Source organism: Halobellus ordinarius (genome assembly GCF_031823395.1).
In the GTDB taxonomy this organism is placed as follows: Archaea; Halobacteriota; Halobacteria; order Halobacteriales; family Haloferacaceae; genus Haloquadratum; species Haloquadratum ordinarius.
This window is the reverse complement of sequence record NZ_JAVQKJ010000006.1, coordinates 124,682-150,286: the sequence shown is the minus strand read 5'-3', so window position 1 is coordinate 150,286 and position 25,605 is coordinate 124,682. Positions and strand designations below refer to the sequence as shown.

Genomic DNA, 25,605 nt, shown 5'->3' with positions numbered 1-25,605 from the left:
TGCATCCGAACCGAGACTCGGACAGTCACAACGGACCCTCGTACGCTCGTTGTCGGGGATGCAAAAGGAGGCGCTCGTGACCGATTCAGTCTCCGGGGCGACGTGGCGGCTCGTCAGCGACGAGGGCGAGTACCTCGACGGCGACGACATCGCTCCCGCGCCGCTCGCGTTTTTCACGACGGGGATGGTCAGTTCCTTCGCGAACGAACTCCTGGCGCTGGCTGATGATCGCGGGATCGAGATCGGCGACGTCACGCTGGTACAGGACAACTACTACACGATGAACGGATCGGCACTCGCTGGGACGATGACGGGCGGCGCGCTCCCGGTCGAGTTGTCGGTCGACCTCGACGCCGACGCCCCTGCCGAGACGCTCTGCGACCTCGCGGAGACTGCGACGCGGACGTCGCCGGTCAACGGCCTGCTGATCGACGTACGGGAGAGCACATTCGAGCTGTCCCTCAACGGTTCCCCAGTTCCGCTGGACGAAAACGGGGCCGCGACGGCGACGTCCGTCGAGGATCCGAAAGAGGCGTTCGAGGACCTGACGTACGACGCGGCGGAATAGGACCGACCGACGATCCATCGGACCGGTCGGACGACAGAGCCACTGCCGGACGCAGAAGAAAAGTACACGAGCGGCAGCGGATCCAGCCTCCAGGAGGATCACGACCGCGTGCTCCATATCCGCGGCACCTGCACGATCGGCGAGGACGGCGTCAAAACCGTCGAAGTCGAGCTGTTTAGCCCGATCAGCACCGTCTTCGAGTTGCGGTCCGAGGAGCCGTCGGGCCACGGCGGGCGCGGTCGAGCCCCGCCGGCGATGACGTACGTGGCCGCAGGGTTGGGATTCTGCTTTATGACGCAGATCGGCCGCTATGCGGACATCGTCGATAGAGATCTCGACGCCTACCGGATCGTCCAAGAGACACATTTCTCGGTTGGCGCGAGAGAACGCGGTGAAGCGCCCGGTCGGGCCGACCCCGTCGAGACGGCCGTGTTCCTCGACGCCGACGGATCCGAGTCGTCCGCCCGCGACATCGTCGAAATGTCCGAACAGACCTGTTTCCTTCACGCGCTCTGTCGGACCGAACTGGACGCACCGACCGTCGAGATCACGACACAGTGACTCTCATCTCTGCCTCGTCGCCTTGAGTGTGTAGACCAGTTGCACGCCCGATGTACGGCTAATATACCCACGATCGTACACGCGAGTGGAATGTCCGACCTGGAACTGTACGACCGGCGTGACTGTCCATACTCGAAGCGCGTCCGCAGTAAACTGAGCGAACTGGACCTGGCGTACGACGAGACGGTAGTCCCGGACAAACACACTGATCGCGAGGAGTTGCACGAACGGACCGGACAGCGGAGCGTCCCTGCACTCTTCGATCCGGCCACAGAGAGCGGGTGGCTCACCGACAGCGACGAGATCGTCGCTCACCTGGAACGGACCTACGGCTGATCGCTCACAGTGAGTGTGACCTCCGTCTCGCGTCAGCAATCGAGTAGCCCAACCGAACAACTCCGAGAAACCGTATGAACGAACCGCAAAGCACCTCGCGCGAACTGACCCGAGCGGAACTGAACGGGGTCCTTCCGGACACCGAAGCACGCGCGGAATCGTTCGCCGGGGAGGCGATCCCGGCGGATCTGGTTGATGCCAGTGCCCAGCCATCGGAGCGTCTCTCCGGACTGGGTGCGGCGTATCTCACGTCGGTTCTCCCTTCGGGGAGCGACGAGGCGATCACCGCGTTCGCCCGCCGCTGTGCCGAATGCGGTCTCACCTCGGAGCACCTGTCGACGCTACTGGTGGAACTCCAGACGCGGCTCCTCCGGGAGGCGGATCAAAAGGCGGCTCCTGTCTCTCAGATCCAACGGAGTACCGCGAGAGATATCGCCGGAATCGCGACCGCACACGCCCGCATAGAGGCAAGAGCGGACGGAATCGAAGATACGACCGAGACGCTTTCGGAAATACACGGGAAGACCGAAGAAGTCACGGAGCGATCGACCGAGATCGAGTCTCTCACGGAGCAACAGGCACGGAATATGGAAAAGCTGAGCCAGGAGGTCGGAGACATCAGTGCCGCCGTCGAAGAGATCGCCGCCTCGACCGACGAGGTTAGCGACCAAAGCGACAACGCGGCGGACCTCGCCGAGGAGGGATACACGAAAGCCCGTGCGCTGCGCGAGCGTATCGACGAGATTCATACCCGGGCGACACGCGTTGCCGAGGCGATCGAGGCGCTCTCGGCGCACGTCGACGATATCGATCGCTTCGTCGATACCATCGACGAGATCGCAGATCAGACGGATATGCTCGCGATCAACGCCTCCATCGAGGCGGCCCGCGTCGATGGGGGTGAGGGATTCGCTGTCGTCGCCGAGGAGGTGAAGTCGCTCGCAGAGGACAGTCAAAAGGAGGCCGCACAGATTCGAGACCTGGTTACGACGATAACGGACGCGACCGAAACGGTGGCCGAAGACATTCAGGGCGTGTCCGAACAGACCGAGGCCGGACGGCGTGAGGTGTCGAAGTCTGTCGATACCTTCGAGGAGATCGAGGAGGTTACGGGTCGGCTCTCTGCCAGTATGGACGAGATTGCCACCGCGACCGGCCAACAGGCCGAAAGCACCGAGGAACTCGCGATGATGACCGACGAAGCGACTCGGAAATCCGAGATGATCTTGACAGAGGCAAACGGGATCAAGAGTCACAACCAGGAGCTACTCCGGAAGCTCGAAAACACACTCGGCAGCACCGGGGAGTAAACTACCCCGCCCTACTCACTGGCCTTTCGGCTCGCTCCTTGAGGGCGGGGCTTTCTCCGTGGTTGCGGTTTCAGCCAGCCGCCCCCGTGCGTGGACGTGGCGCGGTGGAGGACGGCAGAACAGGCACGCAGAGGGGATTCCTGTGCGGTGTTCCGTTCCGTGGTCAGCGTCCGAAGCCGTCTCACCTGACTTCAATTCCCGGTGGACTCAGACGGACACATTTGCGGTGCAGGGACGTGTCCTCGTCCCCGAGTTCAGGGCCGGTCTACGGCGGCCCCTGCATCGACCCCAGTTTGGTTCCGATGCAGTACCAGAGATACGGTACGTTGGAGCGCAAAAACGTTCCGGAACCATCAATGCAGCCCCTTATTCGGTTGTTTCTCACTGGGTCGGCTTCCTCCCCGCCCTACTCGCTTGTGCTTCCGCCAGAGCCGGAAGCCCTGCGCTCCTTGAGGGCGGGGCCTCCGCCTCGAAGGACGGTGAATACTCGGTCCCCGAAACGAGGGGTTCTGCAGTCGATGTCCGCGTGGGCACTCAATGGGACGGAATCAACGGACTGAGTGCCGCTTCGATTTCCGTCCAGTTCGGCTGCCGACTCGGATCGTCCGTGCTCCAGGCGTAGCGAACCGTGCGATCCGTGTCGATGAGGAAGACCGCGCGTTTCGCAACCCGCTTGTGGCCCTTGAATTCCTCGTAGAGAACATCGTACGCTTCTGCGACGCTTCCGTCGCCGTCCGAAAGCAGCGCATAGTCCAGCCCCTGCTCCGCTGCGAAGGCCCGATGACTGAACGATCCGTCGGTTGAGACCCCGAAGACCGTCACCGACTCTTCGAGGCCGAACCACTCGACGTCGTGGAGGTCACACAGGTTCTCCGTGCATTTAGGGTGGAAGTCAAACACGTAGAAGTTCAGGAAGACCGGACCGTCTTCGAGCGCATCGGATAACCGATACGTAGACGGCGTCCCATCCTCCGCACTCACCTTGATTCCGGGCAGCGAGAACTCGGGTGCCGTCGCTCCCTGATCGATCATCGTTCGACTCGGAGTATGGCCCGGGTCCGCGGGCCGACGCAGTTGTTCGTAGCTATGACGCTAGCACGCTTCATAGTCAATCGCAACTGGGTGACACGACGTATTAATCCCCGTTCGGGTGTGCAAACAAAACCCAATTTCGCTCACATCGATGTCTCCAGGTTCCGTCGGGCGATCTGCTACGCCGCGCTGGACGCGGTCGGGACCTCGACGACGAACACCGTCCCCGGGCCGGCAACGTCGTCGGAGAACTCCGCTGCAGGCCCGTCTTCTACCCGGATGTCGCCGTCGAACTGTTCGACCACCGTCTCGACGAGGAACAGACCGAGTCCGGTGCCACCACTGTCGACGCCCTTCTCCCCTTTGTTGAAGATCGCCTCCTTACGTGCGTCGGCAATGCCGGGGCCGTTGTCGGCGATCCTGACAGCGACGTCTCCGTCGCGTTCGGATGCGGAGATGGCAACCTTCGGAACTGCCTTGTCGTTGTGTTGGACGGCGTTTTCGATCAGATTGCGAAACACCGAACTCAGCATTTCGTTCGCTGCGACGTCCACGGCGGGGAACGGCTCTTCGATTGTGATCTGTGCTTCCGAGTACGACGACCGGCAGTTTTCGAGTTCGGCTTCGACCGTATCCCGGAGGTCGACTGGGTGTCGGTCCGCATCGTTGCTGAGCATCACGGTGGACATCTCCCGTGTGGTTCTGGTCAATCCGACCGCGTGCTCGGCACTTTCGAGTACCGTCTGGAGGTACTCGGCCGCATCGCCTCCGTCCCCGACGTGATCCGTGAGCATCTCGCCGTAGGCGGTCACCAACTGGAGATCGTTCCGGATGTCGTGCCGCAACATCTGGTTCAGGACGTCGAGGTTGTCCCGCTGTTCGGTGAGTTTCCGTTCGAGTTTCTTCTGTTCCGTTATCTCGGTGCTCACCGCGACGAAGGCTTCGAGATCGCCGTCGTCGTCGCGTATCGGCGCAATCGTCTGGTCGGCGTAGTACTCGCTCGCGTCGGCCCGTTCGTTGACGATCTCACCCTGCCAGACTCCCCCCGAGAGGAGCGTCCCCCACAAATCTGCGAAGAATGCCTCGTCGTGAGTGCCGGAATCCAAAATATGAGGCGTCCGCCCGATCGCCTCCGCGGCTGCGAAACCGGTCTGTCTCTCGAAGGCCGCGTTGACGTACTCGATCGTCCCGTCCGTGTCGGTGATGAAGACGGCGTGGGCGGCCTGCTGGACCGCCTTTTTGAACCGCCGCAACGCCCGTTCCCGTTCCTTTCGACCGCTGACGTCCCTGGCCACGCTGAGAAGCGCCCGGTCGCCGCGGAACCGGGTTTTCGAGGTGCTGATTTCGACGGGGATCTCGCGGTCCGCGGCGGTCACGAGCGTCGTCTCGAACGTCACCGAACCCTCCTTTCTGACCCGCTCGACCAGCGCGTCGTACCGTCCGACGTCCTCCCGCGACGAGAGCTCTTGCGGCGAGGCATCCAGCAGTTCCGCTTTCGTGTATCCGAGTCGCGTGACGGCGGCCTCGTTGACGTATCGCATCGTACCGTCGGCGTCGTGGAGAAACACCAGATCGTTCAGGCTATCGAGGACTCCTTCAAGTTCCACGAAGGTCCGCTCTGCCTCCCGTTTTCGCCTCCGGCGCTCGGTCACGTCACGGAGCATCGCGACCATCCGTGTCGGCTCACCGTCCGTCTCACCCTCCGGGAGCACGGCACCGGAGATCTCCGTCGAGACCACCTGTCCGGATTTCGTGACGCAGTCGAGGTCGTCCGTCCAACCCGAGCCGTTCTCGTACACCTGCGACAGAAACTCCGCTCTGATACGGTCCATCTCGCCCGGATGCAGGTCGGCGGGGTCGAGCGACAGCAGTTCCTCGCGGGGATAGCCGAGCATCTCGCAGGCGGCCGGGTTGGCGTCGACGAACGCTTCGCTCTCGAAGTCGACGATCAGCACGGCGTCGTTGCTGTGACGGAAGATCTTCTCGTACCGCTGGGCACGCAGCGCCGAGTCGGAAGCGCCGTCCGAATCGGACCCGGAAACGGTCATACGACAGGTAGGTGTGCCGGTTCTGTTTAAAACCGCCGCGGGCAGGAAACCGAGGGACACAGACGCCCGGTTCAGGGGATGCCGAGTCCGCCAGTCACCAGTCTGAGACCGACGACTGTCAACAGCCCGAGGACGGTGAACCGTCGTGCGCGCGCGGAGATCCGGCTTCGGAACCGTTTGCCGACGGCGACGCCCGCGACTGCCGGCAGCGCGGCCGCAAGCGACGCGGCGGCGACCGTCGAACTCGGGTAGAGGCCCAATACTCCCGCGACGACCACGCGAATGCCGTTCAGGCCGAGGAACACCAGCGCAACGACGCCGACGAAGAGGCCGTGAGAGAGGTCGAAGCTCCGGAGATACGCGATCAGTTGGACGCCGACGTTGGTGCCGCCGAACAGCAGGCCCGACACGGCGCCGACGCCGAACATTCCCGCTCGCGATCTGCCGAGATCGCTGCTCCCGACCGCCGTCCACGCCGGCAGCGGGACCCGCTTTTGCGCGCTCAGGACGAAGCCCAGCGTCAGGACGCCGAGGCCGACGCGGAGCGGGGCCTCCGGGATCCGGCCGAGTACGGCCATTCCGACGACCGTCCCGACGAGTGCCGCCCCGATCAGCGGCCAGAACCGCCGGCTACACGTCCGCAGTTCCCGGCGGGAGAGATCGCTCACGAGGGAGAGGTTCACCGCGAAGATCGGGACGATCATAAACACGACCGCGGTCGCCGGGTCGATCATCGTCGCCAGCGCCATCGTTCCGACGACGGCGAACCCGAAGCCGGCGACCCCGTTGGTTGCGCCGGCGACGAGCACGACGGCTGTCACGATTGCGATCGTCGTCGGTGTGGCCGTCACGATCATCGCGTACGACTCTGATGGACTCGCGGGATCAAAACAGTGGGTGGGGTACCGCTCCGCCGGAGAAGTTTCAGAAGGTGAGGACTTCGAAGCCCTCGTCGACAAGCGAGCGGACGCTCGGGTGGCCGTCGTGGTCGTCGAGGGTCACCAGCCCGGAGTCGGCGACCGCGTCCGCGACGCCGAAGGCGCCCGAACAGTAGTCACAGACGGCGCTGTCGTCGCGGACAGTCTGGTAGAGTCCGTGGAGGTCGTGGTCCTCGTCTTCGAGTTCCGGGATCCACTCCGTGCCCGCACCGTCGAAGATGACTTCGACGTCGTCGCCGTCGGTCTCGGCGAACTCTTTGGCGGCTTCGAGCCCGTTGACGATGCGACCGAGGTTCTCGTGTCCTTCTGTCCCTGCCAGAATGATGACTGCTGCCTTCGTCATTACACCTCTCTCTGGGACCGGCTCCGATATATGACGTTGGCAGGCGTGCGACGGAACTGTCTCCGCGACCAAGATTTAAGTAGGGAGAGGTGTCCCGGCAGCAGGAGGACCAGTAGACCCAAAACGGATGCCGTCACGTAGGCCGAGGCGATTTCGGATCGGCGACGTCCGTTCGCGCTACCTCAATGGGAGTGCTCGTGTCCGCCGCGGGTGAACTGCCCCGAGAAGCCACGCTGGACGACCTCCGACAGTGCGGGGTGGATGTGGACCGACTCTCTGATGTCCTGTACCGTTCCCGACCCGGCCTTCATTGCGACGACGACCTCCTGAATCAGGTCAGAGGCCTCCGGCCCGATGATATGACAGCCGAGGATGGTCCCCTCGAGGTCGATGATCGCCTTCAGGAAGCCGTCGGCGTGCATCGCGCTGCCGCGGGCCGTCCGGTCGTACTCGTACGTCCGGGTCGCATACTCGGTGCCGGCCGTGCGAAGTTCTCCCTCGGTCGCACCCACACCGGCGACCTCGGGGGAGGCGAACACCGCAAAGGGCATCGCAGTGTAATCGACCGGCGAGAGTTCCTCGCCGAAGAGGTTCCGGGCGACCGCCCCCGCCTCGTGATTGGCGCTGTGTTTGAGGAGGTACTCCCCGACGATGTCGCCCAGCGCCCACACGCCCTCGGCGGTCGTCCGCAGGTACTCGTCGGTCTCGACGAACCCGCGGTCGTCGGTTTCGACGCCCGCGGCCTCGACGTTCAGCAGGTCAGTGTTCGGCCGCCGTCCCGCAGCGACGAGCAGTTCGTCACCCGTGACCGTAACGCCTTCTTCGTCGATCACGCCGCTGTCGTCGCCGTACTCGTAGGGCTTGGCTTCGACGGTCACCGCGCCGTTCGATTCCGAGACGGCGGTGGCCGCGTGGCCGGTGTGGACGGTAAAACGGTCCGTGTATCGCTCGGTGAACGCCTCGGCGACCTCTTCGTCTGCCGTCGGAAGCAGGTTCGGCCGCCGGCCGACGATGGTCACGTCGCTGCCGAACGTCCCGAAGAAGTGCCCCAGTTCGGCCGCGATGTACCCGCCACCGACGACGACGAGATGGTCCGGCGGCGTCTCGAGCTGGAGCGCTTCGGTGCTCGTCAGGTAGTCGACGTCGTCCATCCCGCCGATCGGCGGAATCGACGGTCGGGTTCCCGCAGCGATCAGGACCGTCTCGGCCCGCACGCGTGCTCCCTCGTCGGCGCCGTCGACGATTTCGACTGTCCGGCTGCCCGAGGGATCTCCCCCCTCGCTGGCGACGAACCGCCCTTCACCCTCATAGAGGGTATGTTGTGACGACGAGCGGAGTCCGCGCCGGATCGACTCCGAATCCTCCGAAACGCCCTCGTTGACCTCGCGGACGATATCCGCGAACGCGACGTCCGTCACCTCGGCCTCGATGTTGAACTCGCCTGCGCGTTCGATCGTCTCCAGGACGTCCGCGTGGTAGAGTAACTGCTTCGAGGGAATACACCCCCGATTGAGACACGTGCCGCCGAGCGGGCCCTTCTCGACGATGGCCACCGACTGCCCTTGGTTCGCGGCGGCGTTCGCGACGTCGAGCCCGGAACCGGAGCCGATCACCAGGAAGTCAACTTCGTCCATAGGGTACCCTCGGGGCCCTGGTGTAAGAATCATCCGCGGGCGTGCAACCCCGAACCCGACCGGCATCGAACGATTGGGTTCATCGATCCAGTCCGGGGAGGCGTTCCCGCCCGTGGTCCTGCCAAGCGGACGCGGAGGGCCGTCGCGCCGATCCACAGGCCGACTGGCGTCCGTCGTCGATCGAATGAGTTACCGGGTCAAAGGCGACGCCGCCAGCCTACTTGTTTTCGAGCGCGTCGAGAACACACGCGGTGGCGATCACCGCCTCCTTCGGGACCTCGCTGGCATCGTCGATGGTGACAGTATAGGCGTCTCGGAGTGAAAACTTCCCCTCGATGTCGCCGACGTGATCGCCGTCCGCGTCGAAGATTTCGTATTTGTTCGGGATGAGATTCGCGACGGAGATCAGATGTCGCAGCGCCGCCAACAGTTTGTTTTTCGATCGGATGGTCGCCAGTACTGCCCCCGAATCGGGATCCCGAACCGTCCAGTTTTCCACGAACAGCGAGAAATCCTCGTCGAGAACGACGACCTCCTCGCCGGTCCCCGCGTCGATGATCGCGTAGTTCCCCGCGATGTCGAGAATCCCACCGGCCTTCACGGTAAACGCGTCCTCGCCGTCGCCGTTGACAAAGGGGAACTCCTCTTTCATCTTGAAGAGCTTCTGCTTTCCGCTCAGGGCGACGTCGCCGGCGCTGTCTCGGACGACGTACTTGTTCCGGATCATCGACTGCTTGACTTCGTAGCGGTCGTCGTCCAGATCGACGGTGGAGATGTTGTAGTCGGACGTCGTCGACGGCGATGTGGAGGACTCGGACATAGTTACCCAAATGAACTACGGTCGAATTAAGTCTTTCACTCGGTCTTGGACGATTACTCCCCGTTGCTGTTGGTGGAAAAAATCGTATAGAGCTTCGAATTACATTTGGAAAGTATGTACTGATATATGATATTTAACTTGTGATATAAGTAACAGTCTGAGTTCGTTCGAATCGCTGAACTACTCGTTGTTCGCCCGCTTCTATAGTCATCAAAACCAAGTCAATAATAGTCGATCTATTACCATCAATTTTTAAATATATAAGACAAATATATAATATACTTATTGTACTCGCTTTGAGTTACCGTTCAAGAGGTTACCAGGCGCGAGTGAACCGAGTTCCGCCAGGGACATTCAAATGCAGTCTGTCAATGGGGTTGTGAATCTGCCCCAAATCCGTACCATCCAACCCGAAGAAACGCGCTACAAAGCAGTTTTACGAGATGCTTGCAAACTCGTGAGACGAGATGGCGCCGAACATCCGTGTCGATCATATCGGTATCGCAGTCGAATCAGTCGAGTCCGCCGAGCCAGTCCTGACCGCTCTGGGCTGTGAGAAAATTATCGACGACACCGTCGAGGACCGTTTCCGCTGGGTCTACTACGTGCTGGGGGACGTGTCAAGAATCGAACTCATCGAACCGATCGCCGAAGACTCGTTTCTCACGGAGTATCTAGAGCGGCACGGATCCGGACTCCATCACGTCACACTCGAAGTGGCTGATATCGACGAGGTCATCGAATCGCTCGGTAGCGCGGGCATCGAAACGATCGACCGCCGATCCTACGACGAGTGGACCGAGGCGTTCGTCTCGCCCCGGAACGAGACTGGCGTCCTGTTCCAGTTGATGGAGTACACCGACGCCTTCACCGACGGCCGCGACTTCGACGAGGAGTCGTTCTTTATGAATGAAGTGCGGTTGAGCGCGGAAGAGTAACGCCGGAACCTGTGTGCTGTGTCCACAGGGTGCATTAATTTAGTTGCAGTCAGCGTGGCATAGTAATAGGATGGTAAACCTTACCGAAAGTTTAAAATCGATTGTTAATCAGTACACGAACAGCAGCGTGGGAAGGCAACGATTAGCAAAACCACCCCGTCGGAGGTGGTGATTGCACACGGCCGCCGCTCGGGTCGCGGAAACCCTCTCGGCGGACGACCCGCTTGCTTCCCACACCGTAACTCACGGCTGATCACCTATGCACCGACCACTACTCACGACGGACTTTCTGGATCGCGCAGTCGAACTGTTCGGCGACGACACCGGCGTCATCGCCGAGGACGGGACCGAATACACGTACAACGAGGTAGGCGAGCGCGTCGACCGGCTCTCGGATGCGCTCTCGGAGTGGGGCGTCGAGAAGGGCGACCGCGTCGCGCTGCTGTCCCCGAATTCGCATTACTTCATCGAGACGCTGTACGCGACGATGCAACTCGGGGCGCTTTTCGTCCCGCTGAACTTTCGGCTACAGCCTGACGAGTACGACTACCTCATCGACGACTGCGCTCCGGACGTCGTCGTCGCCGATTACGACTACGCGGGGAAACTCGAACACCTCCGCGACGAGAGCGACGTCGACGAGTGGGTCGTCTACGACGCCGACCGCTACGACGGCGACGCAGCGGCGTGGCACGACTACGAGTCCGTGCTGAGCGATGCCGACCCCGACGCGGTCGAACGGCCCGACATCAGCGAAGACGACGACGCGACGATTCTCTACACCAGCGGCACGACGGGCGATCCGAAGGGCGTCGTCCACACTCATCGCATCCAGCACTACCACGCGCTGATCCACTCCCACCACGTCGAGTTCGAGGACGACGACACGCTGCTTTGGACGTCGCCGATGTTCCACATCAACGGCTGGGGGCACATCTACGGCCTCACGGGAATCGGCGGCAGACACGTCATCCAGCGGCAGTTCGACCCCGCGACGGTGTTCGAGCGGATCAACGAGTACGACGTCTCCTACCTCGGCGGCGCGCCGACCGTCCTGAATATGCTCTTGGAATACTACGAGGACAGCGACGTCCCCTCGACGGGCGAGAAAGACGTCCGCGTCGAGACGGCCGCGAGCCCGCCGCCGAAGCAGACGATCAGGCGCACGGAGGACGAACTCGACTGGCGGATCATCCACGCCTACGGCGCCACCGAGACCGGTCCGATCGTCACCACCAGCAACTCTCGGCGCAAGATCGACCAGGGAGACAAATACGACATCATCAACAAACCCGGCTTCGCGACGCTCAACACCGAGATCAAGGTCGTCGACGAGGACGGCGACGTCGTCCCGACGGACGATCAAACGAAAGGTGAGGTCGTCGTCCGCGGTAACCAAGTGTTAGACCGCTACTGGAACAAACCCGAGAAGACCGAGCAGGCCTTCAACGACCGCATCGACGGGTGGTTCCACACTGGCGATATCGCCACCTGGGACGAGAACCATATGCTCACCATCGTCGACCGGAAGAAGGACATCATCATCTCCGGGGGCGAGAACATCTCCAGCATCGAGGTACAGGACACGATCTACGATCACCCCGAAGTGAAGGTGGCCGCCGTCATCGGCGTCCCCCACGAGAAGTGGGGCGAGACACCGAAAGCGCTCGTCGTCAAACGGGAGGGGTCTGACCTTACGGAGGAGGGACTGATCGAATTCTGCCGCGACCGCCTCGCCCACTACAAATGTCCCACGAGCGTCGAGTTCCGCGAGGACCTCCCCCAGACCTCGACCGGGAAGATCCAGAAGTTCGAACTCCGCGAGGAACACTGGGACGACGAAGAGCGCGACGTGAACTGACCGAGAGGCGAATCCGTTCGACGATTTTTTCTTTGGACCTGCTCGATTAGACCGGCACGAACCGGTAGAACACGCGATCCTGCTCGGTCGGCCCGTCGATGTCCATCACCTTCAGTCGGACCGTATCGCCGATGTCGAGGTCCTCGTACGCGGCGTCGTCGATGCGCGCGGAGAGTCGAACCGGACCGAGGTCGACGACACCGACGACGAAAGGCGGGTCGTCGGTCATCCCGATCGGCGCGGTGCCGCGAACTTCCGTAAAGGAGTGCATCTCTCCCTCGTGGGGCAGTTCCGTGTAGTCGAGGTCGTCGCTGTGACACTCCGGACAGACGATACGCGGCGGGAAGTGGATCGCCTCGCAGTCGGCACACTCGGTCGTGGTGAGCGAGCCCGCACGGAGGTTCTCGTAGAACTCGTGGATCTGGGTGTGCTCCGGGTCCTGGAGGTCATAGAAGTCCAAGAGCACCGGGAACTCCACCGTCTCGGGGAGCGTGATCGTCCCTCTCGGCGGTTCGGATTCGCCGCCGTCGGGTCGGAGTCGCTCGTCTGTGTTGCGGTGCTCGCCCTGTTCGTCGTGTGGGCTGTCGTGGCTGGTCATTGTGGGTCCCTCGCGAGCGTCATCACACTGTGCACCGAGGCGCTGCCGCTGAGGTTGTGAATGAGTCCCGTCTCGGGGTCGTTCGGTACCTGTCGCGCGCTGGGGACGTCGCCGGCGAACTGGCGATAGACCTCCAGGGCCTGACAGACGCCCGTCGCGCCGAGCGGGTGGCCACAGCCGAGGAGGCCGCCGCGGGGGTTGACCGCGACGTCGCCGTCGAGGTGGCTGCGACCCTCTTCGATGAATTTCCCGCCTTCGCCCTCTTCGGCGAATCCGAGCTGTTCGTACTCGATGATCTCGCTGATAGAGAAGCAGTCGTGAACCTCCGCGACGTCGAGTTCCTCGACGGGATCCTCGATGCCAGCCTCGTCGTAGGCCTGCTGGGACGCCTCGCGCGCCTGCGGCCACGTGGTCAACGACGGGATGTTGTTGACGGAATTGCTCGCCTGACAGGACTGACCGCTGCCGGTGATGTAGGCGGCATTGTCGACGTCCAGTTCCTCGGCTTTCTCCTCGCTGACGAGGATGACGCCCGCGGCCCCGTCGGTGATTCCGCTACAGTCCAGCAACCGCAGCGGGGGCGCGATCTCGTACGACTCCAGCACGTCGTCGACGTCGACGTGCTTCTGGTACTGCGCGAAGTCGGTTTCTGCGGCGTGGCTCTTGTTCTTCGCGCTCACCATCGCGAGCTGTTCCGGTGTCGTTCCGTGCTCGTGCATGTGGCGCTGGGCGTACTGTGCGAACCACGAGGGGCCGTTGAGTCCGTTGACGCCGTCGAACTCGCGATCCAGCACGTTCGTCATATTCGACTGGATCTCCGGCATATGCTCGCGGTCGATGTTCATTTTCTCGACGCCGAGCACGAGCGCGACGTCTATCTTGCCGGCTTCGATCGCCAGCCAGGCATACCGAAGCGCGGCCTGCCCGCTCGCGCAGGCGAGTTCGGTCCGCGCGAGCATTCCGTTCACGTCGACGCCGAGCAGTTCGGCGACGAGCGGCGCGACGTGGCTCTGGAACGCGAAGCGCTCCGGCTGGACGGCGCCGACGAACAGCCCCTCGACGTCGTCGGGCTCGATCCCCTCGACGTCGTCGAAGGTCGCCTTCCCGGCTTCCTGTGCGAGATCCTTCCACGTGGCGTCGCGCTCACCCCATTTCGTGAGCCCGCCGCCGACGATTGCTGCGTTCTGTGACATACGAATCAGTCCTCGAACTCCGGTTCGCGGTCGGCTCTGAAGGCTTGCACGCCCTCGATCATATCGTCCGTGGTGGTCAGGAGGCCGAAGCCCTGGCTCTCCATCTTCAGGCCCGCATCGAGGCTGGCGTCCTGGCCCTCGTTGATGACCTGCTTTGCCACCTTGAGCGCCGTCTTCGGGCCCGAAGCGATGTCGTCGACGAACTCCGCGACCGTGTCGTCGAACGCCTCGGGGTCGACCGCCCGATTGATGATCCCCCAGTCGGCCGCCCGCTCGGCGCTGAAGTGGTTGCCGCGGAAGATGATCTCTTTGGCGCGCGGCTCGCCGACGAGGCGTGTGAGCCGCTGGGTCCCGCCGCCGCCCGGGATGAGGCCGAGGTCGACCTCCGGGCTGCCGAACGTGGAGTTTGCCGTCGCGAGGCGGATATCGCAGGCGAGCATCAGCTCGAAGCCGCCGCCGAGACAGAAGCCGTCGATGGCCGCGATCGTCGGCCGATCGAAGTTGTAAATCTGCTCGATCGACTCCTCGACGTCCATTATCTCGGTCGGCTCGTTGGCCATAAACCCGGTAATGTCCGCGCCCGCCGAGAAGGCGCGGTCGCCCGCGCCCGAGAACACGACACAGGAGACCTCGTCGGTGTCTTGGTCGTCCAGCGCGTGCCCGACCTCCGCGAACATCTCCTCGCTGAACGCGTTGAGTCGTTCGGTCCGGTCGAATTCGATCGAGAGGACGCCGCGGTCGTCGAGGTCGACGTTCAGGAACTGGTAGGGCCACTCGCCGGAGTAGTCGTAGAAGCCTTTCCCGGCGTCGACGCCGGTCTCGCCGGCCTCGACGCGTTCGACGAGGTAGTCGGCGGGTTCATAGCGAGGTGCGCCGGTCTCCTCGTGGAGAGTTTCGAGCTTCTCGAGGACGGTGTCGAGCCCGAGGTTGTCGCCGACCCGGCAGGTCCCCAGCGGGAACCGCCCGCCGAGACGGACGCCGAGGTCGATGTCCTCAGGCGTCGCGACGTCGTTCCCGACCAGTTTGGCGGCCTCGTTGACCATCCGCGCCTCGATCCGGAGCGTATCGAAGTCCTCGCCGTCGCCGGGTTCGTAGGTCGGTCCCTCGCCGTCCTCGTACTGGTAGTAGCCGGCGCCGCTCTTGCGGCCGAGGGTGTCCTCGTCGACCATCTCGCTGATCGACGGCGGGACGTCGTACTCGCCGGCGTCGAGGAAGTCGTAGGCGATGTCGATGCCGCCGTAGTCGTTGAGCTCGAAGGGCCCCATCGGATACCCGCGGTTGTACACCATCCCGGCGTCGGCGGCTTCGATCGTACTCTCGCCGGTGTCGTACATCCACGCCGCCTCGCCCATAAACGGGACGAGGACGTTGTTGACGACGAAGCCGTGGACGTCCTTCTTCACGTCGATGCCGACCTTCCCGATGGATTCGACGTACGCGTGAACGCGTTCGATCGTCTCCTGGCTGGTCTCCTCGCCGTGAACGACCTCGACGAGGTCCATCTTCACCGGCGGGTTGAAGTAGTGGGTACCGACGACCTGTTCGGGGCGGTCCGTCGCGGCCGCCATCTCCGTGATCGAGAGGCCGGACGTGTTGCTCGCGAGAATCGCGTCTTCCGGGGCGTGTTCGTCGACCTCGGCAAACGTTTCCCTTTTGAGCTCCATCTTTTCGGGGACCGCCTCGACGACGAGGTCGGCGTCTTCGACGGCGGCTTCGAGGTCGGTGTATCCCTCGACGCGAGCAAAAACCTCCTCGGCTGACTCGTCGATCTGACCCTTCTCTTCGAGTTTGCCGAGACTCCACTCGATGTTGTCGAGGCCGTCCTCGACGAACTCCGTTTCGATGTCGCGGATTGATACGGTATATCCGGCCATCGCAGCGACCTCGGCGATGCCGTGTCCCATACTCCCGGCACCGAGGACTGCGACGTGTTGGACGTTCGACTCCTGCATCAAGTACTATGGGGATAACGTAGCTATTCAATCTTGTGGTGGAATAATCGATTGTATACAAAAATAGCACATCGAGGAAAGACTGGTTATTAGAAAACTCTCTTAGATACATTTTGTTAGCATCGCGTGAGTGGTCTCGCCTGGGAATCACGGTGATTGTCGCAAGTCCGCAGGGACCTCTCGCCGGCGGTATGAAGCGGACCGATGAATTGTTGGGAGAGTCACTATCGGATCCTGCGGGACTCCGGCAGTCGGACACTGCTTGGGAGAGTGGCACGTACCACTATCGTGCGTTCGGAGTAGCAGAGTATTTCTAACAAGATGTCTCTACTACCGGGTGCTCGTTTACTATCTACCAGTAAAGCGTATAAATCCTTAACGAAAGTATTATAATGTTATGTCCTAAGTGGGTGAGTGAACCATGAGTTCACCTACCAGACGGTCGGTTCTGAAGAAGGCGGGAGCGGCGTCAGTCATTGCTACCACGGGGCTTGCAGGTTGTTCCGGTGGCGGTGGCGACTCCGGCGGCGACTCAGGCGGTGATGGCGGTGACGGGGATTCCGGATCAGGTGGAACGACAAGCCAGGACACTGGACCGAGTTCACTCCACGTGGGCGTGTTCAACCCGCAGACAGGCCCCTTCGCCCCCTGGGGATCGTCACTCAAGACTGGTGCGGAACTCGCGGCGACAGATCTCGAAAACGAGTTCGACATCGATATCGAGATCAGCACGTACGACACCGAGGTCAACCCGAGTGCGGCGCTGGAGCGGATGAAACGGGCGGTGACGTCGGACGGAATCGACTTCGCCCAGGGTGCGCTCTCCTCGGCCGTGTGTACGAAGATCGGGACGTGGGCCTCCGACAACGGCGTGTCGTACATCGCCGACGGCGCGTCCGACACGCTAACAGGGGAGAACTGTCTCCCCCATATGTTCAGTACGTATTCCTCGAATACGATGCTCGCCCGGTCTATCGGCTCGCGGATGGCCGACATCGCGGACAACTGGTACCTGCTTTACTCCGATTACATCTGGGGGCAGAACGCACAGGAGATCTACATTAACGAGATCGAAGCAAACGGCGGCACCGTCGTCGAGTCCGAAGCGACCCCGTTCCCGAACGACGACTACACCTCCTTCCTCAACAACATCCAGAACTCGGAGGCGGACGGGATCGGCCTCGTCCTTCCGGCACTGGACAAGCGACTGGCGATGAAGCAGCTGCGGAACAAGGGGATGCACGAGAACTTCAGGCTGATGGGACATCAGGCCGAGGACATCGCCTTCTGGGGCCTCAACCAGGAGTCGGCGGCGATGATGGACATCGCCTCGGTCGGCTGGACGAACTCCTTGGAGAGCGCCCAGGACTTCAGCCAGCGCGTCGCCGACGAGGGCGAGACGGATCCCTTCGTCCGCCACGCCAACGCCTACATCGCGATGGATCAGCAGGTCCGAGCGGCGCTCCGCGCGGGTTCCACTGACGCCGAGGCGATCCGCGGCGAACTGGAGGGCCACACCGTCGAGAGCCAGAACAGCCTCGATATTATGCCGGGCGAACTCGAGTGGCGGGCCTGCGACCACCAGCTCGTCCACCCGACCTGGGCCGTCTCGGGACGGGCGATGGAGGATATGCAGGACGATCCCTACAAGGCGTGGTTCCAGATCGAGGCGACAGCCGCCGGCGGGGACGTGATGCGATCCTGTGAGGAGACCGGCTGCTCGTTGTGAGACGAATGAACGAAATTCCGATCCCCGGAACAAACCGCAGCACCACCCCCGCAGCCGCGCTCATCTGGGGCGCCTTGCTGCTTTTGACAGTGATGAGCGCAGTCGCGCGTCCCGGCCTGTTCATCGATCAGGCCGTCGGGGGACTCGTCTACGGGCTCGTGTTGGTGCTGATCGCGCTGGGGCTCTCTATCGTCCTGGGGTTACTCGGGATCGTGAACTTCGCCCACGGGGCGCTGTTTATGCTCGGCGCGTACTTCACCTTCCAGTTTATGGAGGTGTGGGGGGTTTCCTTCTGGGCCACCCTGGTCCTCGCGCCGCTGGCAGTCGGTCTCGTGGGGGTCGTCATCGAGCGGTCCGTGCTGCGCCACCTCTACAACGAGGACCCGCTGAACGGACTGCTTGCGACCTTCGGGATCGCGATGATGCTCGGGGAGGCGACCCGGGCGACCTGGGGCGGGTCGCCGCTGAGTGTGACGACCCCGGAGGTGCTCGATCTGGGGTTGAACCTGGGCGTCACGACCGTCTCGCGCATCAGGATCTTCACCGTCGTCGTCTCGGTCGTCGTCATCGCTGCGGTGTACCTGCTCATCGAGCGGACCGACTTCGGGCTGTCCGTCCGTGCGGGGGTGCTCGACCGTGAGATGGCCGAGTTCCTCGGGGTGAATATGAACGTCCGGTTCATCTCGATGTTCGTCCTCGGGGCGGCCATCGCCGGGCTCGGGGGCGTGCTGCGAGGGACGGCTGTCGGAATGGAACTCGGGATGGCGAACCAGTTCATCATCCTCGCGTTCGTCGTCGTCGTCGTCGGCGGGATCGGCAGCCTGTTCGGGAGCGTCGTCGCCGGAATCCTCATCGGGGAGGCCTCCTACCTCACGCCGTTGTATCTGCAGACGCTCGCGGACGCGACGAGCATCCAGGCGATCAACATCCCCGGAATCAGCGGGCTGGTCCCGTATCTGGTGATGATCGTGGTGCTGCTCGCCCGACCGCGCGGGCTGTTCGGTCAGGAGGGGTTCCTCGAATGAGCCACGAGTCCGACCAGGGGCTCGCGTCGAACCTCCCGCTGACAGCGCTGCGCCGGTATCAGGTCCCGATCGGTGCACTGCTTTTGGTCGTCCTCGTGCGTCCGATCATTTCGCTCGACGCGTTCCTGGGCTACGGGGCGGTCGCCAACACCATCCTCATCTGGATGCTGTTTGCGGCCTCGTTCAACCTCCTCTTGGGGTACACGGGGCTGCTCTCGTTCGGTCACGCGATGTTCCTGGGAATCGGCGCGTACGTCACGGCGATCGGGCTCTCGCGGTTCGACTCGTCGTTCGTGTTCTCCGCCGTCGTCGCCCTCCTGCTTGCGGGGGTCGTCGCGTACCTCATCGGCCGGATCACGGTCCAGAAAGGCGAGATCTACTTCGCGATGCTCACACTGGCGTTCGGGACGACCGCACACTTCATCGCGAATTTCAACCCCGCCGGACTGACCGGCGGGACGACCGGCATCGCGGGCGGCGCCGTCCCGGCGTGGATCGAGACCGAGCGCGGTCTCAAGTACGTGAGCCTTGGTGGCTTCGAGTTCGACTGGTACTACTTCGTCGCCGTGGCCGTGTTCGTCGGGTTGCTGATACTGTGGCAGATCGTCCGATCACCGTTCGGTCGGACACTCATCGCCATCCGCGAGAACGGGGAACTCGCCCGCGCGATGGGGATCAACACCTACCGGTACAAGGTGTGGGCGTTCACGCTGAGCGCGATCATCGCGGCCTACGCCGGCACGATCCTCGAAATCAACGAGCAGGGCGCGACGCTCTCGCTTCTGACGGTCGTCACCAGCGGCGACGTCATCCTGATGACCGTCCTGGGTGGGGCGAACTACTTCTTCGGCCCGCCTGCGGGCGCGTTCATCTGGCTGTTCGCCGAGGACTACCTCACGGACTTCGAGATGCTCGTCTTGCCCGCGTCGGAGCTGCCGATCGTCAGCCTCGAACTGGCCGGCGTGCTCGCCTACTGGCAGTTCTTCCTGGGCCTGCTGTTCGTGATTGCGGTCCTCATCGCGCCGCGTGAAGGGGTCTGGGGACTCGCCAGAGGCGGTCTCGAACGGGTTTATGAACGATTCCGATCCGAGGGAGACGATGTCTGAACAGCAAATCACGACGACAGACCGACCGAACGGAGACGGAGACCCACAGTCCGCTGCTCTCGGCGCGACGGGACTCACGAAACGGTTCGGCGGGATCGTCGCCGTCGACGACGTCGACCTCGCCGTTCCGGAAGGCGAACTGCGGGCCATCATCGGCCCCAACGGGGCCGGAAAGACCACGCTCTTCAACGTCCTCACCAACGCGCTGGCGCCGACCAGGGGCTCGGTGTATCTCCACGGCGAGGAGATCACCGACATCGCGCAGGAAAAACGGCCACACCGCGGACTGGCACGTTCGTTCCAGTCAAATCAGTTGTTCAACGAACTGAGCGTCCTGGAGAACGTTCGCATCGTCGTCCAGACGATGGAATCCGGGCCGTTCTCGTTCGATCTGCTCGGCGAGGGCCGCACCCAGTACGTCGAGCAGGCACTCGACGTCCTGGACTCGGTCGGCCTGACCGACAAACGCGACGTCGAGGCCAAGAACCTCTCCCACGGGGATCAGCGACGCCTCGGGATCGCGATGGCGATCTCGACCGACCCGTCGGTGCTGTTGCTCGACGAACCGACGAGCGGTCTGGGATCCAGCGAAACCGAACAAGCGACTGATCTCATCGAGTCGGTCCAGGAGGATCTCGGCCTGACGCTGCTTTTGATCGAACACGATATGGAGATCGTCCTGTCGATCAGTGACCGAATCACCGTGCTCGATCAGGGACAGGTGCTCGCGACCGGAACCGCCGACGAGGTGCAGAACAACGATGAGGTACAGGAGGCGTACCTCGGCGGGATGCGGGAGGAACTATGAGTTTACTCGAAATATCCGATCTGGAGGCCGGCTACGAGACCGGACAGGTGCTCTTCGGCGTCGACCTCGCGGTCGAGGAAAACGAGGTCGTCTCGTTGCTCGGTCGCAACGGCGCCGGCAAGACCACCACGATGCATGCTATCGTGGGCGCCGACGTGCCGCGTGTGCTCGGCGGTTCGATGACGTTCGACGGCCAGGACCTCCGGGCCCGCCGCAACTACGAGATCTCCGGGCTTGGCCTGAGTCTCGTGCCCGAAGGTCGGCGGTGCTTCCGGGATCTCACTGTCGAGGAGAACCTTCGGCTCGCCGCGAATCACGCCACGGACCCGTTGTCGGTAGAGGAGATGCTCGATCAGTTCCCGGAACTCGAAGAGATGCGGGACCGCCCCTCGAAGAATATGAGCGGCGGGGAACAGCAGATGCTAGCGATCGCCCGCAGCCTCGTGACGAACCCGGAACTCATCCTCCTGGACGAACCCTGTGAGGGGCTCGCCCCGTACATCGTCCGCCGGATCGAGTCGATTATCGAGGACATCAACGCAGAACGGGACGTGAGCGTCCTCCTCGTCGAACAGAACGTCGCGGTGGCGATGGCCGTCGCCGAGCGACACTACATCCTCGACGAGGGCGAGATCGTCACCGAGGTCTCGACTGCGGAACTCCGCGAGGACGAAGCGCTCAGACAGGAGTATCTGGGCGTCTAGTCTCGTACGGTCGGTCGTAGCCTTACCGACGATCACCGATACCGTCCGAAGTGATCACCGGAAATCGTTACGACCGACCGTATCAGCCTTCCTCGGATTCGAGGTGATCGAACAGGCCCGGGGTCGTCCCGAACTTCAGCACGTTCGTCATCGTCGAACTGCGGACGTTGTTGACGACCTTTCCGTGTTCTTTGTAGAACTCGTGGAGCCACCGGGATTCGGCCTCCTGGCTCGGGAACATCATCACGGCCTTCCACTGATAGACGCCGTCCGCGAGGAAGTAGAAGATCGAGTACTGGCTGTCTCGGATGTGCTCCATCGCGTCCCGCCAGTTGTCCGCGAAGTGCTCCGGGTTGAACATAAACTCCATCAGCGCGAAGACGAAGTACGACTCGTGAGGGATGAGCGCCTCCCGGAAGACGCCTTCGTCACGCATATTCCGAATCGCCTTGCTCACGGTCACGTGACTCACGTCGATTCCGTGTTTCTCCGCTAAGACGTCAGTCACCTCCCGTGCGGACAGTTGCGGATCACGTGCCAGTTCACGGAGGATGATCACGTCGCGCGTCTTGAACTCCCAATCCGGGGTGTTGTCGGTGGTTTCCCCATCGCCCTCCGACTTCTCCCTTTCTGCGACCGCGTCGGTCGAAAAGAGCGCCTCAGCGACGTTCTCGTCCTCGACTCGGTCGCTCGGATCGACCATCTATGACCCTCCTTCGCCCCCGCCGTTCGTTCGAGATTCGCTCGACTCGGAAGCGATGAGGGTCATCGTACGAAAATTCCGCCTCGAAAATGCGCGGTGGAAATTCATATACGTTAAATCCGGACTGACTGGTAAATAATTTTCGTAGAACATTATTTATTGTAAAGGACTGTACGCTACACATCGATGCGCTACTACGAGGACTTCGAGGTGGGGGAGAGTCGGACGTTCGGCGGCTACACGATCACGGAATCGGAGATCATCGAATTCGGCGAGCAGTTCGACCCACAGCCGTATCACACGGACCCCGAAGCCGCAGAGGAGAGTATGTACGGCGGCTTGATCGCGAGCGGTTGGCATACGACTGCACTGACGATGCGACTGCTGACCGATCACTTCACAGCCGAAACCGACTTCCTCGGCGGCACCGCGGTCGACGAACTCAGATGGACCGAACCGGTTCGCCCCGGCGATACGCTCGGAGTGACGATCGAAATCGTCGCGAAAGAGCCTTCGACGGCTCGATTCGGACGGGTCCGTACTCGAATACGCGTCCACACGCGGTCGGGAGACACCGTCGTGACGATGGAAGCGGTGATGCTGTTCGGGTATCGGGACGACTGATACCGACCGTTGTAGTCCCTTATCGGTGCTCGCCGGTACCGGGAGTGGCGAGCACTGGGAGAAAGTTACAACAGTATGAGAGAAGAGTCAGTTACGCTCCGGCCGGGGATCCGTCCGGGACCGGTTCGCCTCGTCGCCGAAGACTGATTCGATCCGCGTTTCGAGTGCATCGACGTCCCAGCCCCCCTCGTTGAACGCGACGCGCTCCAGTTCCGGGTTCGACACCAGGCCGACGCTGTCGCCGGCGGCCCGGACGGTGCAGCCCGAGACGTCCGCCGCCTTCTCGCTTGCGAGGAACGCCGCCACGGGAGCGACCTTCTCGGGCGGATACTCCTCGGGATCGAGAAAGGACTCAGTCATCGCCGTGTGCGCGATGGGCAACAGTGCGTTGACGCGGACGTCGAATCTGTCGAGTTCGGCCGCTGCCGTGCGCATCAGCCCGAGCACACCCGCCTTTGCCGTGGCGTAGTTCGCCTGTCCGACGTTCCCCAGCGCGGCCGGACTCGTCACGCAGACGAACGCCCTTCCGCCTGAGCGTTCCTCCGCGGTCGTCTGCCAGTGTCTCGCAGCGCTCCGCAACAGGCCGAAATGACCGCGGAGGTGGACGTCCGTGACCTGCTCCCACGCCGCGTCGGTCATTTTCGTGAGATACGAGTCGCGAATCAGCCCCGCGTAGTTGATGATGCTGTCGAGTCTACCGTATTCGTCGACGACGGATTCGACCAACGCGTCCGCATACTCGAAATCCGTGACGTCGCCGAGATCGGTCGTGGCACTCCCGCCGGCCGCTCGGATCTCCCGGGCGAGGGTTTCCGCTTCGGTCTCTTGAGTCGGCAGATCGCTGATAACGACCGTCGAACCGTTGGCTCCCAGTTCGCGAGCGGTGGCGCTCCCCAGTCCCCCGGTACCGCCCGTGACGATGTGCACAGGTCCGTCCATTGTGTCGATTAGTCCGCCCGAACCTACTCGAAGGCGTCTATGAGTTCCGGAACGACCTCGAACAGGTCGCCGACGACGCCGTAGTCCGCAACGTCGAAGATCGGTGCGTCAGGATCCGTGTTGATGGCGACGATGGTCTCTGCACCTTTCATTCCGGCGAGATGCTGGACCGCCCCGGAGATGCCGATTGCCAGGTAGACGTCCGGCGTGACGGTCTTCCCCGACTGCCCGACCTGCCGGTTCGGCGGCAACCAGCCGTTGTCCACGATCGGCCGGGACGCCGACAGCGTCGCACCGGTCACGTCGCACAGTTCCTCGATCAGTTCGAGGTTCTCCTCCTCGTCGATCCCGCGGCCGATACTCACCAGGAACTCCGCTTCCGAAATATCGACGTCGCCGGCAGCGACCGCCTCGAACCCGGTGACAGTCGAACCGACGGCGCTCCCGTCGATGCTGACGTCGGCCTCGCGGATTTCCGCGTGACCGCCGTCCGGTGCCGGGTCCCACTCTCCCTCGCGCAGCGTCAACAGACAGGGGAGTTCCGCCACTTCGAGATCGGCCTCGACTTTCGACCCGTACCGCTCCCGCGTCGCGATCAGCGATCCCTCCTCGATCCGCGCGCCGACCAGATTGGTCACGATCGGCCAGTCGAGCCCGCGTGCCACCGCAGGCGCGTAATCGAGTCCGTTGACGCTGTTCGGCGTCACCAGAACCTCGGGCTCGAGCTGGTCGCACAACTGTTCGACCGCTTGCGTGTAGACGTCGTGGTTGAACTCGTCCCCCTCAGCAACGGTGTGAACGACATCGACGCCCTCGCGGTCGAGTTGGGCGGCGAACGTCGAGGGTTCCCCGCCGATGATGGCAACGTGGACCGCACTATCGAGGTCGTCGGCGAGACGCCGTGCCGCGGTGATGAGCTGGTAGCTGACGTCTCGGAGTTCGCCCTGTCTGTGTTCGGCGACCGCGAGCACGCCGCTCATCCGTCGATCACCCCCTCGTCGGAGAGCACGGTAGCCAGCTGTGAGGCCTGATCGCCCGGACTCCCGGACAGATACTCCGTTTCGCTTTCGCTCTCCGGGATCCGCATCTCACGCAGGCGCAGGCGTTCAGGGAGCGTATCGAGTCCGAGATCCGAAAGCGACTGGACATCGAGCGGCTTCGCGTGTGCCTGACGGATCCCGCGGAGGCTCGCATACCGGGGGTCGTTGATCCCGGTCTGGATCGTCAACACCGCCGGGAGGCCGATCTCGGTCAGTTCTTCGACGCCACCCTCCAGTTCCCGGTGGACGTGTGCCGTCGTGGCGGAGTCGTCGAGTTCGAGATCGTTGACGACTGCCGCCCACTGGTACCCGAGGTCGCGGGCGAGTGCGACACCGGTGGCTCCCCAGGCGTCGTCGCCGGACTGGACGCCGGTGAGAACCAGATCAGGCTCCTCAGTCTCGGCGACGGCGGCCAGGATCTGTGCCTTCGAGGTGGGATCGAGAACGGCGCGGTCCCCGAGTGCGTCGTCCCAGACGCGCAGGGCCCGATCGGCGCCTTTCGCTAGTGCCTCCCGGGCGACCTCCTCGCTCCGTTCGGGACCGATCGTCACGGCGACGACTTCGACGTCCTCCCGCGCCTCTTTGATCTGCACCGCTGCTTCGATCGCGTAGTCGTCCCACTCGTTGAGTTCGTAGGACAGATACTCCGCAGGCACAGCGTCTCCGTCGATCGCGAATTCGTCGTCTACTGAAGCCACCTCCGTGGCGGTGGTCAAGACTCGCATACTCGGCCTTTAGTAACCAACCGTTAATAATTATCGGTGATTCACAACCGATATGAACTGATATGGGTAA

At 62.8% G+C, this 25,605-nt stretch carries 25 protein-coding genes; 12 read left to right on the top strand and 13 right to left on the bottom strand.

Annotation, left to right across the window (positions count from 1 at the left end; translation table 11 throughout):
• Positions 1–58 precede the first annotated feature (58 nt).
• From RJT48_RS09850 to RJT48_RS09835, 4 genes are all read left to right on the top strand, one after another.
• On the top strand, positions 59–568 hold the full coding sequence (locus RJT48_RS09850) for a hypothetical protein (RefSeq protein ID WP_311172112.1): 510 nt from the start codon (positions 59–61) through the stop codon (positions 566–568).
• Positions 569–676: 108 nt separating this feature from the next.
• Positions 677–1,129 carry an OsmC family protein gene (locus RJT48_RS09845; RefSeq protein WP_311172111.1) on the top strand — a complete coding sequence of 151 codons (453 nt, stop codon included), beginning with the start codon at positions 677–679 and terminating at the stop codon, positions 1,127–1,129.
• 90 nt (positions 1,130–1,219) lie between these two features.
• Positions 1,220–1,465 (top strand): glutathione S-transferase N-terminal domain-containing protein, encoded by a 246-nt coding sequence (locus RJT48_RS09840; protein ID WP_311172110.1) that lies wholly within the window; start codon positions 1,220–1,222, stop codon positions 1,463–1,465.
• Positions 1,466–1,539: 74 nt separating this feature from the next.
• Complete coding sequence (locus tag RJT48_RS09835; RefSeq protein WP_311172109.1) at positions 1,540–2,775, top strand: methyl-accepting chemotaxis protein; 1,236 nt, start codon at positions 1,540–1,542, stop codon at positions 2,773–2,775.
• Between the two features lie 534 nt (positions 2,776–3,309).
• On the opposite strand, the gene RJT48_RS09830 is transcribed toward RJT48_RS09835, so the two are convergent.
• From RJT48_RS09830 to RJT48_RS09805, 6 genes are all read right to left on the bottom strand, one after another.
• Positions 3,310–3,807: a redoxin domain-containing protein gene (locus tag RJT48_RS09830; RefSeq protein ID WP_311172108.1), complete on the bottom strand. Its 498-nt coding sequence runs from the start codon at positions 3,805–3,807 to the stop codon at positions 3,310–3,312.
• 179 nt (positions 3,808–3,986) lie between these two features.
• Positions 3,987–5,855, bottom strand: coding sequence for a PAS domain-containing sensor histidine kinase (locus RJT48_RS09825; RefSeq protein WP_311172107.1), 1,869 nt, complete (start codon positions 5,853–5,855; stop codon positions 3,987–3,989).
• A gap of 71 nt (positions 5,856–5,926) precedes the next feature.
• On the bottom strand, positions 5,927–6,712 hold the full coding sequence (locus RJT48_RS09820; RefSeq protein ID WP_311172106.1) for a sulfite exporter TauE/SafE family protein: 786 nt from the start codon (positions 6,710–6,712) through the stop codon (positions 5,927–5,929).
• A gap of 67 nt (positions 6,713–6,779) precedes the next feature.
• The gene (locus RJT48_RS09815; protein ID WP_311172105.1) at positions 6,780–7,136 is read right to left on the bottom strand and encodes a hypothetical protein; all 357 of its coding nucleotides are present in this window, start codon (positions 7,134–7,136) and stop codon (positions 6,780–6,782) included.
• A gap of 182 nt (positions 7,137–7,318) precedes the next feature.
• Positions 7,319–8,770 (bottom strand): dihydrolipoyl dehydrogenase, encoded by a 1,452-nt coding sequence (locus RJT48_RS09810; protein WP_311172104.1) that lies wholly within the window; start codon positions 8,768–8,770, stop codon positions 7,319–7,321.
• Positions 8,771–8,987: 217 nt separating this feature from the next.
• On the bottom strand, positions 8,988–9,590 hold the full coding sequence (locus tag RJT48_RS09805) for an LURP-one-related/scramblase family protein (protein ID WP_311172103.1): 603 nt from the start codon (positions 9,588–9,590) through the stop codon (positions 8,988–8,990).
• Between the two features lie 467 nt (positions 9,591–10,057).
• Between RJT48_RS09805 and RJT48_RS09800 the strand changes: the two genes are divergently transcribed.
• Both RJT48_RS09800 and RJT48_RS09795 read left to right on the top strand, forming a co-directional pair.
• Positions 10,058–10,528 (top strand): VOC family protein, encoded by a 471-nt coding sequence (locus RJT48_RS09800; protein WP_311172102.1) that lies wholly within the window; start codon positions 10,058–10,060, stop codon positions 10,526–10,528.
• Between the two features lie 259 nt (positions 10,529–10,787).
• Positions 10,788–12,389 carry a long-chain-fatty-acid--CoA ligase gene (locus RJT48_RS09795; RefSeq protein ID WP_311172101.1) on the top strand — a complete coding sequence of 534 codons (1,602 nt, stop codon included), beginning with the start codon at positions 10,788–10,790 and terminating at the stop codon, positions 12,387–12,389.
• A 46-nt stretch (positions 12,390–12,435) separates the two neighbouring features.
• On the opposite strand, the gene RJT48_RS09790 is transcribed toward RJT48_RS09795, so the two are convergent.
• From RJT48_RS09790 to RJT48_RS09780, 3 genes are read right to left on the bottom strand one after another with little or no spacing between them, the layout of a single operon-like run.
• Positions 12,436–12,987, bottom strand: a complete 552-nt coding sequence (locus RJT48_RS09790) for a Zn-ribbon domain-containing OB-fold protein (protein ID WP_311172100.1) — start codon at positions 12,985–12,987, stop codon at positions 12,436–12,438.
• On the bottom strand, positions 12,984–14,180 hold the full coding sequence (locus tag RJT48_RS09785; protein ID WP_311172099.1) for a thiolase C-terminal domain-containing protein: 1,197 nt from the start codon (positions 14,178–14,180) through the stop codon (positions 12,984–12,986). The genes RJT48_RS09790 and RJT48_RS09785 overlap by 4 nt, the downstream gene beginning before the upstream one ends.
• 5 nt (positions 14,181–14,185) lie before the next feature.
• Positions 14,186–16,132 carry a 3-hydroxyacyl-CoA dehydrogenase/enoyl-CoA hydratase family protein gene (locus RJT48_RS09780; protein WP_311172098.1) on the bottom strand — a complete coding sequence of 649 codons (1,947 nt, stop codon included), beginning with the start codon at positions 16,130–16,132 and terminating at the stop codon, positions 14,186–14,188.
• Positions 16,133–16,553: 421 nt separating this feature from the next.
• Between RJT48_RS09780 and RJT48_RS09775 the strand changes: the two genes are divergently transcribed.
• The 5 genes from RJT48_RS09775 to RJT48_RS09755 are packed head-to-tail and all read left to right on the top strand — an operon-like array spanning position 16,554 to position 21,504.
• On the top strand, positions 16,554–17,861 hold the full coding sequence (locus RJT48_RS09775; protein ID WP_311172097.1) for an ABC transporter substrate-binding protein: 1,308 nt from the start codon (positions 16,554–16,556) through the stop codon (positions 17,859–17,861).
• Positions 17,862–17,866: 5 nt separating this feature from the next.
• Complete coding sequence (locus tag RJT48_RS09770) at positions 17,867–18,886, top strand: branched-chain amino acid ABC transporter permease (RefSeq protein WP_311172096.1); 1,020 nt, start codon at positions 17,867–17,869, stop codon at positions 18,884–18,886.
• A complete protein-coding gene (locus RJT48_RS09765; protein ID WP_311172095.1) occupies positions 18,883–19,992 on the top strand; it encodes a branched-chain amino acid ABC transporter permease in 1,110 nt (369 codons plus the stop codon). Before RJT48_RS09770 ends, RJT48_RS09765 begins: the two co-directional genes overlap by 4 nt.
• A complete protein-coding gene (locus RJT48_RS09760; RefSeq protein ID WP_311172094.1) occupies positions 19,985–20,800 on the top strand; it encodes an ABC transporter ATP-binding protein in 816 nt (271 codons plus the stop codon). The genes RJT48_RS09765 and RJT48_RS09760 overlap by 8 nt, the downstream gene beginning before the upstream one ends.
• Positions 20,797–21,504 carry an ABC transporter ATP-binding protein gene (locus RJT48_RS09755; RefSeq protein WP_311172093.1) on the top strand — a complete coding sequence of 236 codons (708 nt, stop codon included), beginning with the start codon at positions 20,797–20,799 and terminating at the stop codon, positions 21,502–21,504. The genes RJT48_RS09760 and RJT48_RS09755 overlap by 4 nt, the downstream gene beginning before the upstream one ends.
• An 82-nt stretch (positions 21,505–21,586) precedes the next feature.
• Here the strand turns inward: RJT48_RS09755 and RJT48_RS09750 are convergent, their stop codons facing one another.
• Positions 21,587–22,207 (bottom strand): winged helix-turn-helix domain-containing protein, encoded by a 621-nt coding sequence (locus RJT48_RS09750; RefSeq protein ID WP_311172092.1) that lies wholly within the window; start codon positions 22,205–22,207, stop codon positions 21,587–21,589.
• Positions 22,208–22,393: 186 nt separating this feature from the next.
• Here RJT48_RS09750 and RJT48_RS09745 point away from each other — a divergent pair, with 186 nt between their 5' ends.
• Positions 22,394–22,831 (top strand): MaoC family dehydratase, encoded by a 438-nt coding sequence (locus RJT48_RS09745; RefSeq protein ID WP_311172091.1) that lies wholly within the window; start codon positions 22,394–22,396, stop codon positions 22,829–22,831.
• Positions 22,832–22,918: 87 nt separating this feature from the next.
• Here the strand turns inward: RJT48_RS09745 and RJT48_RS09740 are convergent, their stop codons facing one another.
• Genes RJT48_RS09740 through RJT48_RS09730 form a run of 3 tightly spaced genes read right to left on the bottom strand, consistent with a single transcriptional unit; the run spans position 22,919 to position 25,535 of the window.
• Positions 22,919–23,770 carry an SDR family NAD(P)-dependent oxidoreductase gene (locus RJT48_RS09740; protein WP_311172090.1) on the bottom strand — a complete coding sequence of 284 codons (852 nt, stop codon included), beginning with the start codon at positions 23,768–23,770 and terminating at the stop codon, positions 22,919–22,921.
• Between the two features lie 23 nt (positions 23,771–23,793).
• On the bottom strand, positions 23,794–24,750 hold the full coding sequence (locus tag RJT48_RS09735) for an electron transfer flavoprotein subunit alpha/FixB family protein (protein ID WP_311172089.1): 957 nt from the start codon (positions 24,748–24,750) through the stop codon (positions 23,794–23,796).
• Positions 24,747–25,535 (bottom strand): electron transfer flavoprotein subunit beta/FixA family protein, encoded by a 789-nt coding sequence (locus tag RJT48_RS09730; protein WP_311172088.1) that lies wholly within the window; start codon positions 25,533–25,535, stop codon positions 24,747–24,749. The genes RJT48_RS09735 and RJT48_RS09730 overlap by 4 nt, the downstream gene beginning before the upstream one ends.
• Positions 25,536–25,605 lie beyond the last annotated feature (70 nt).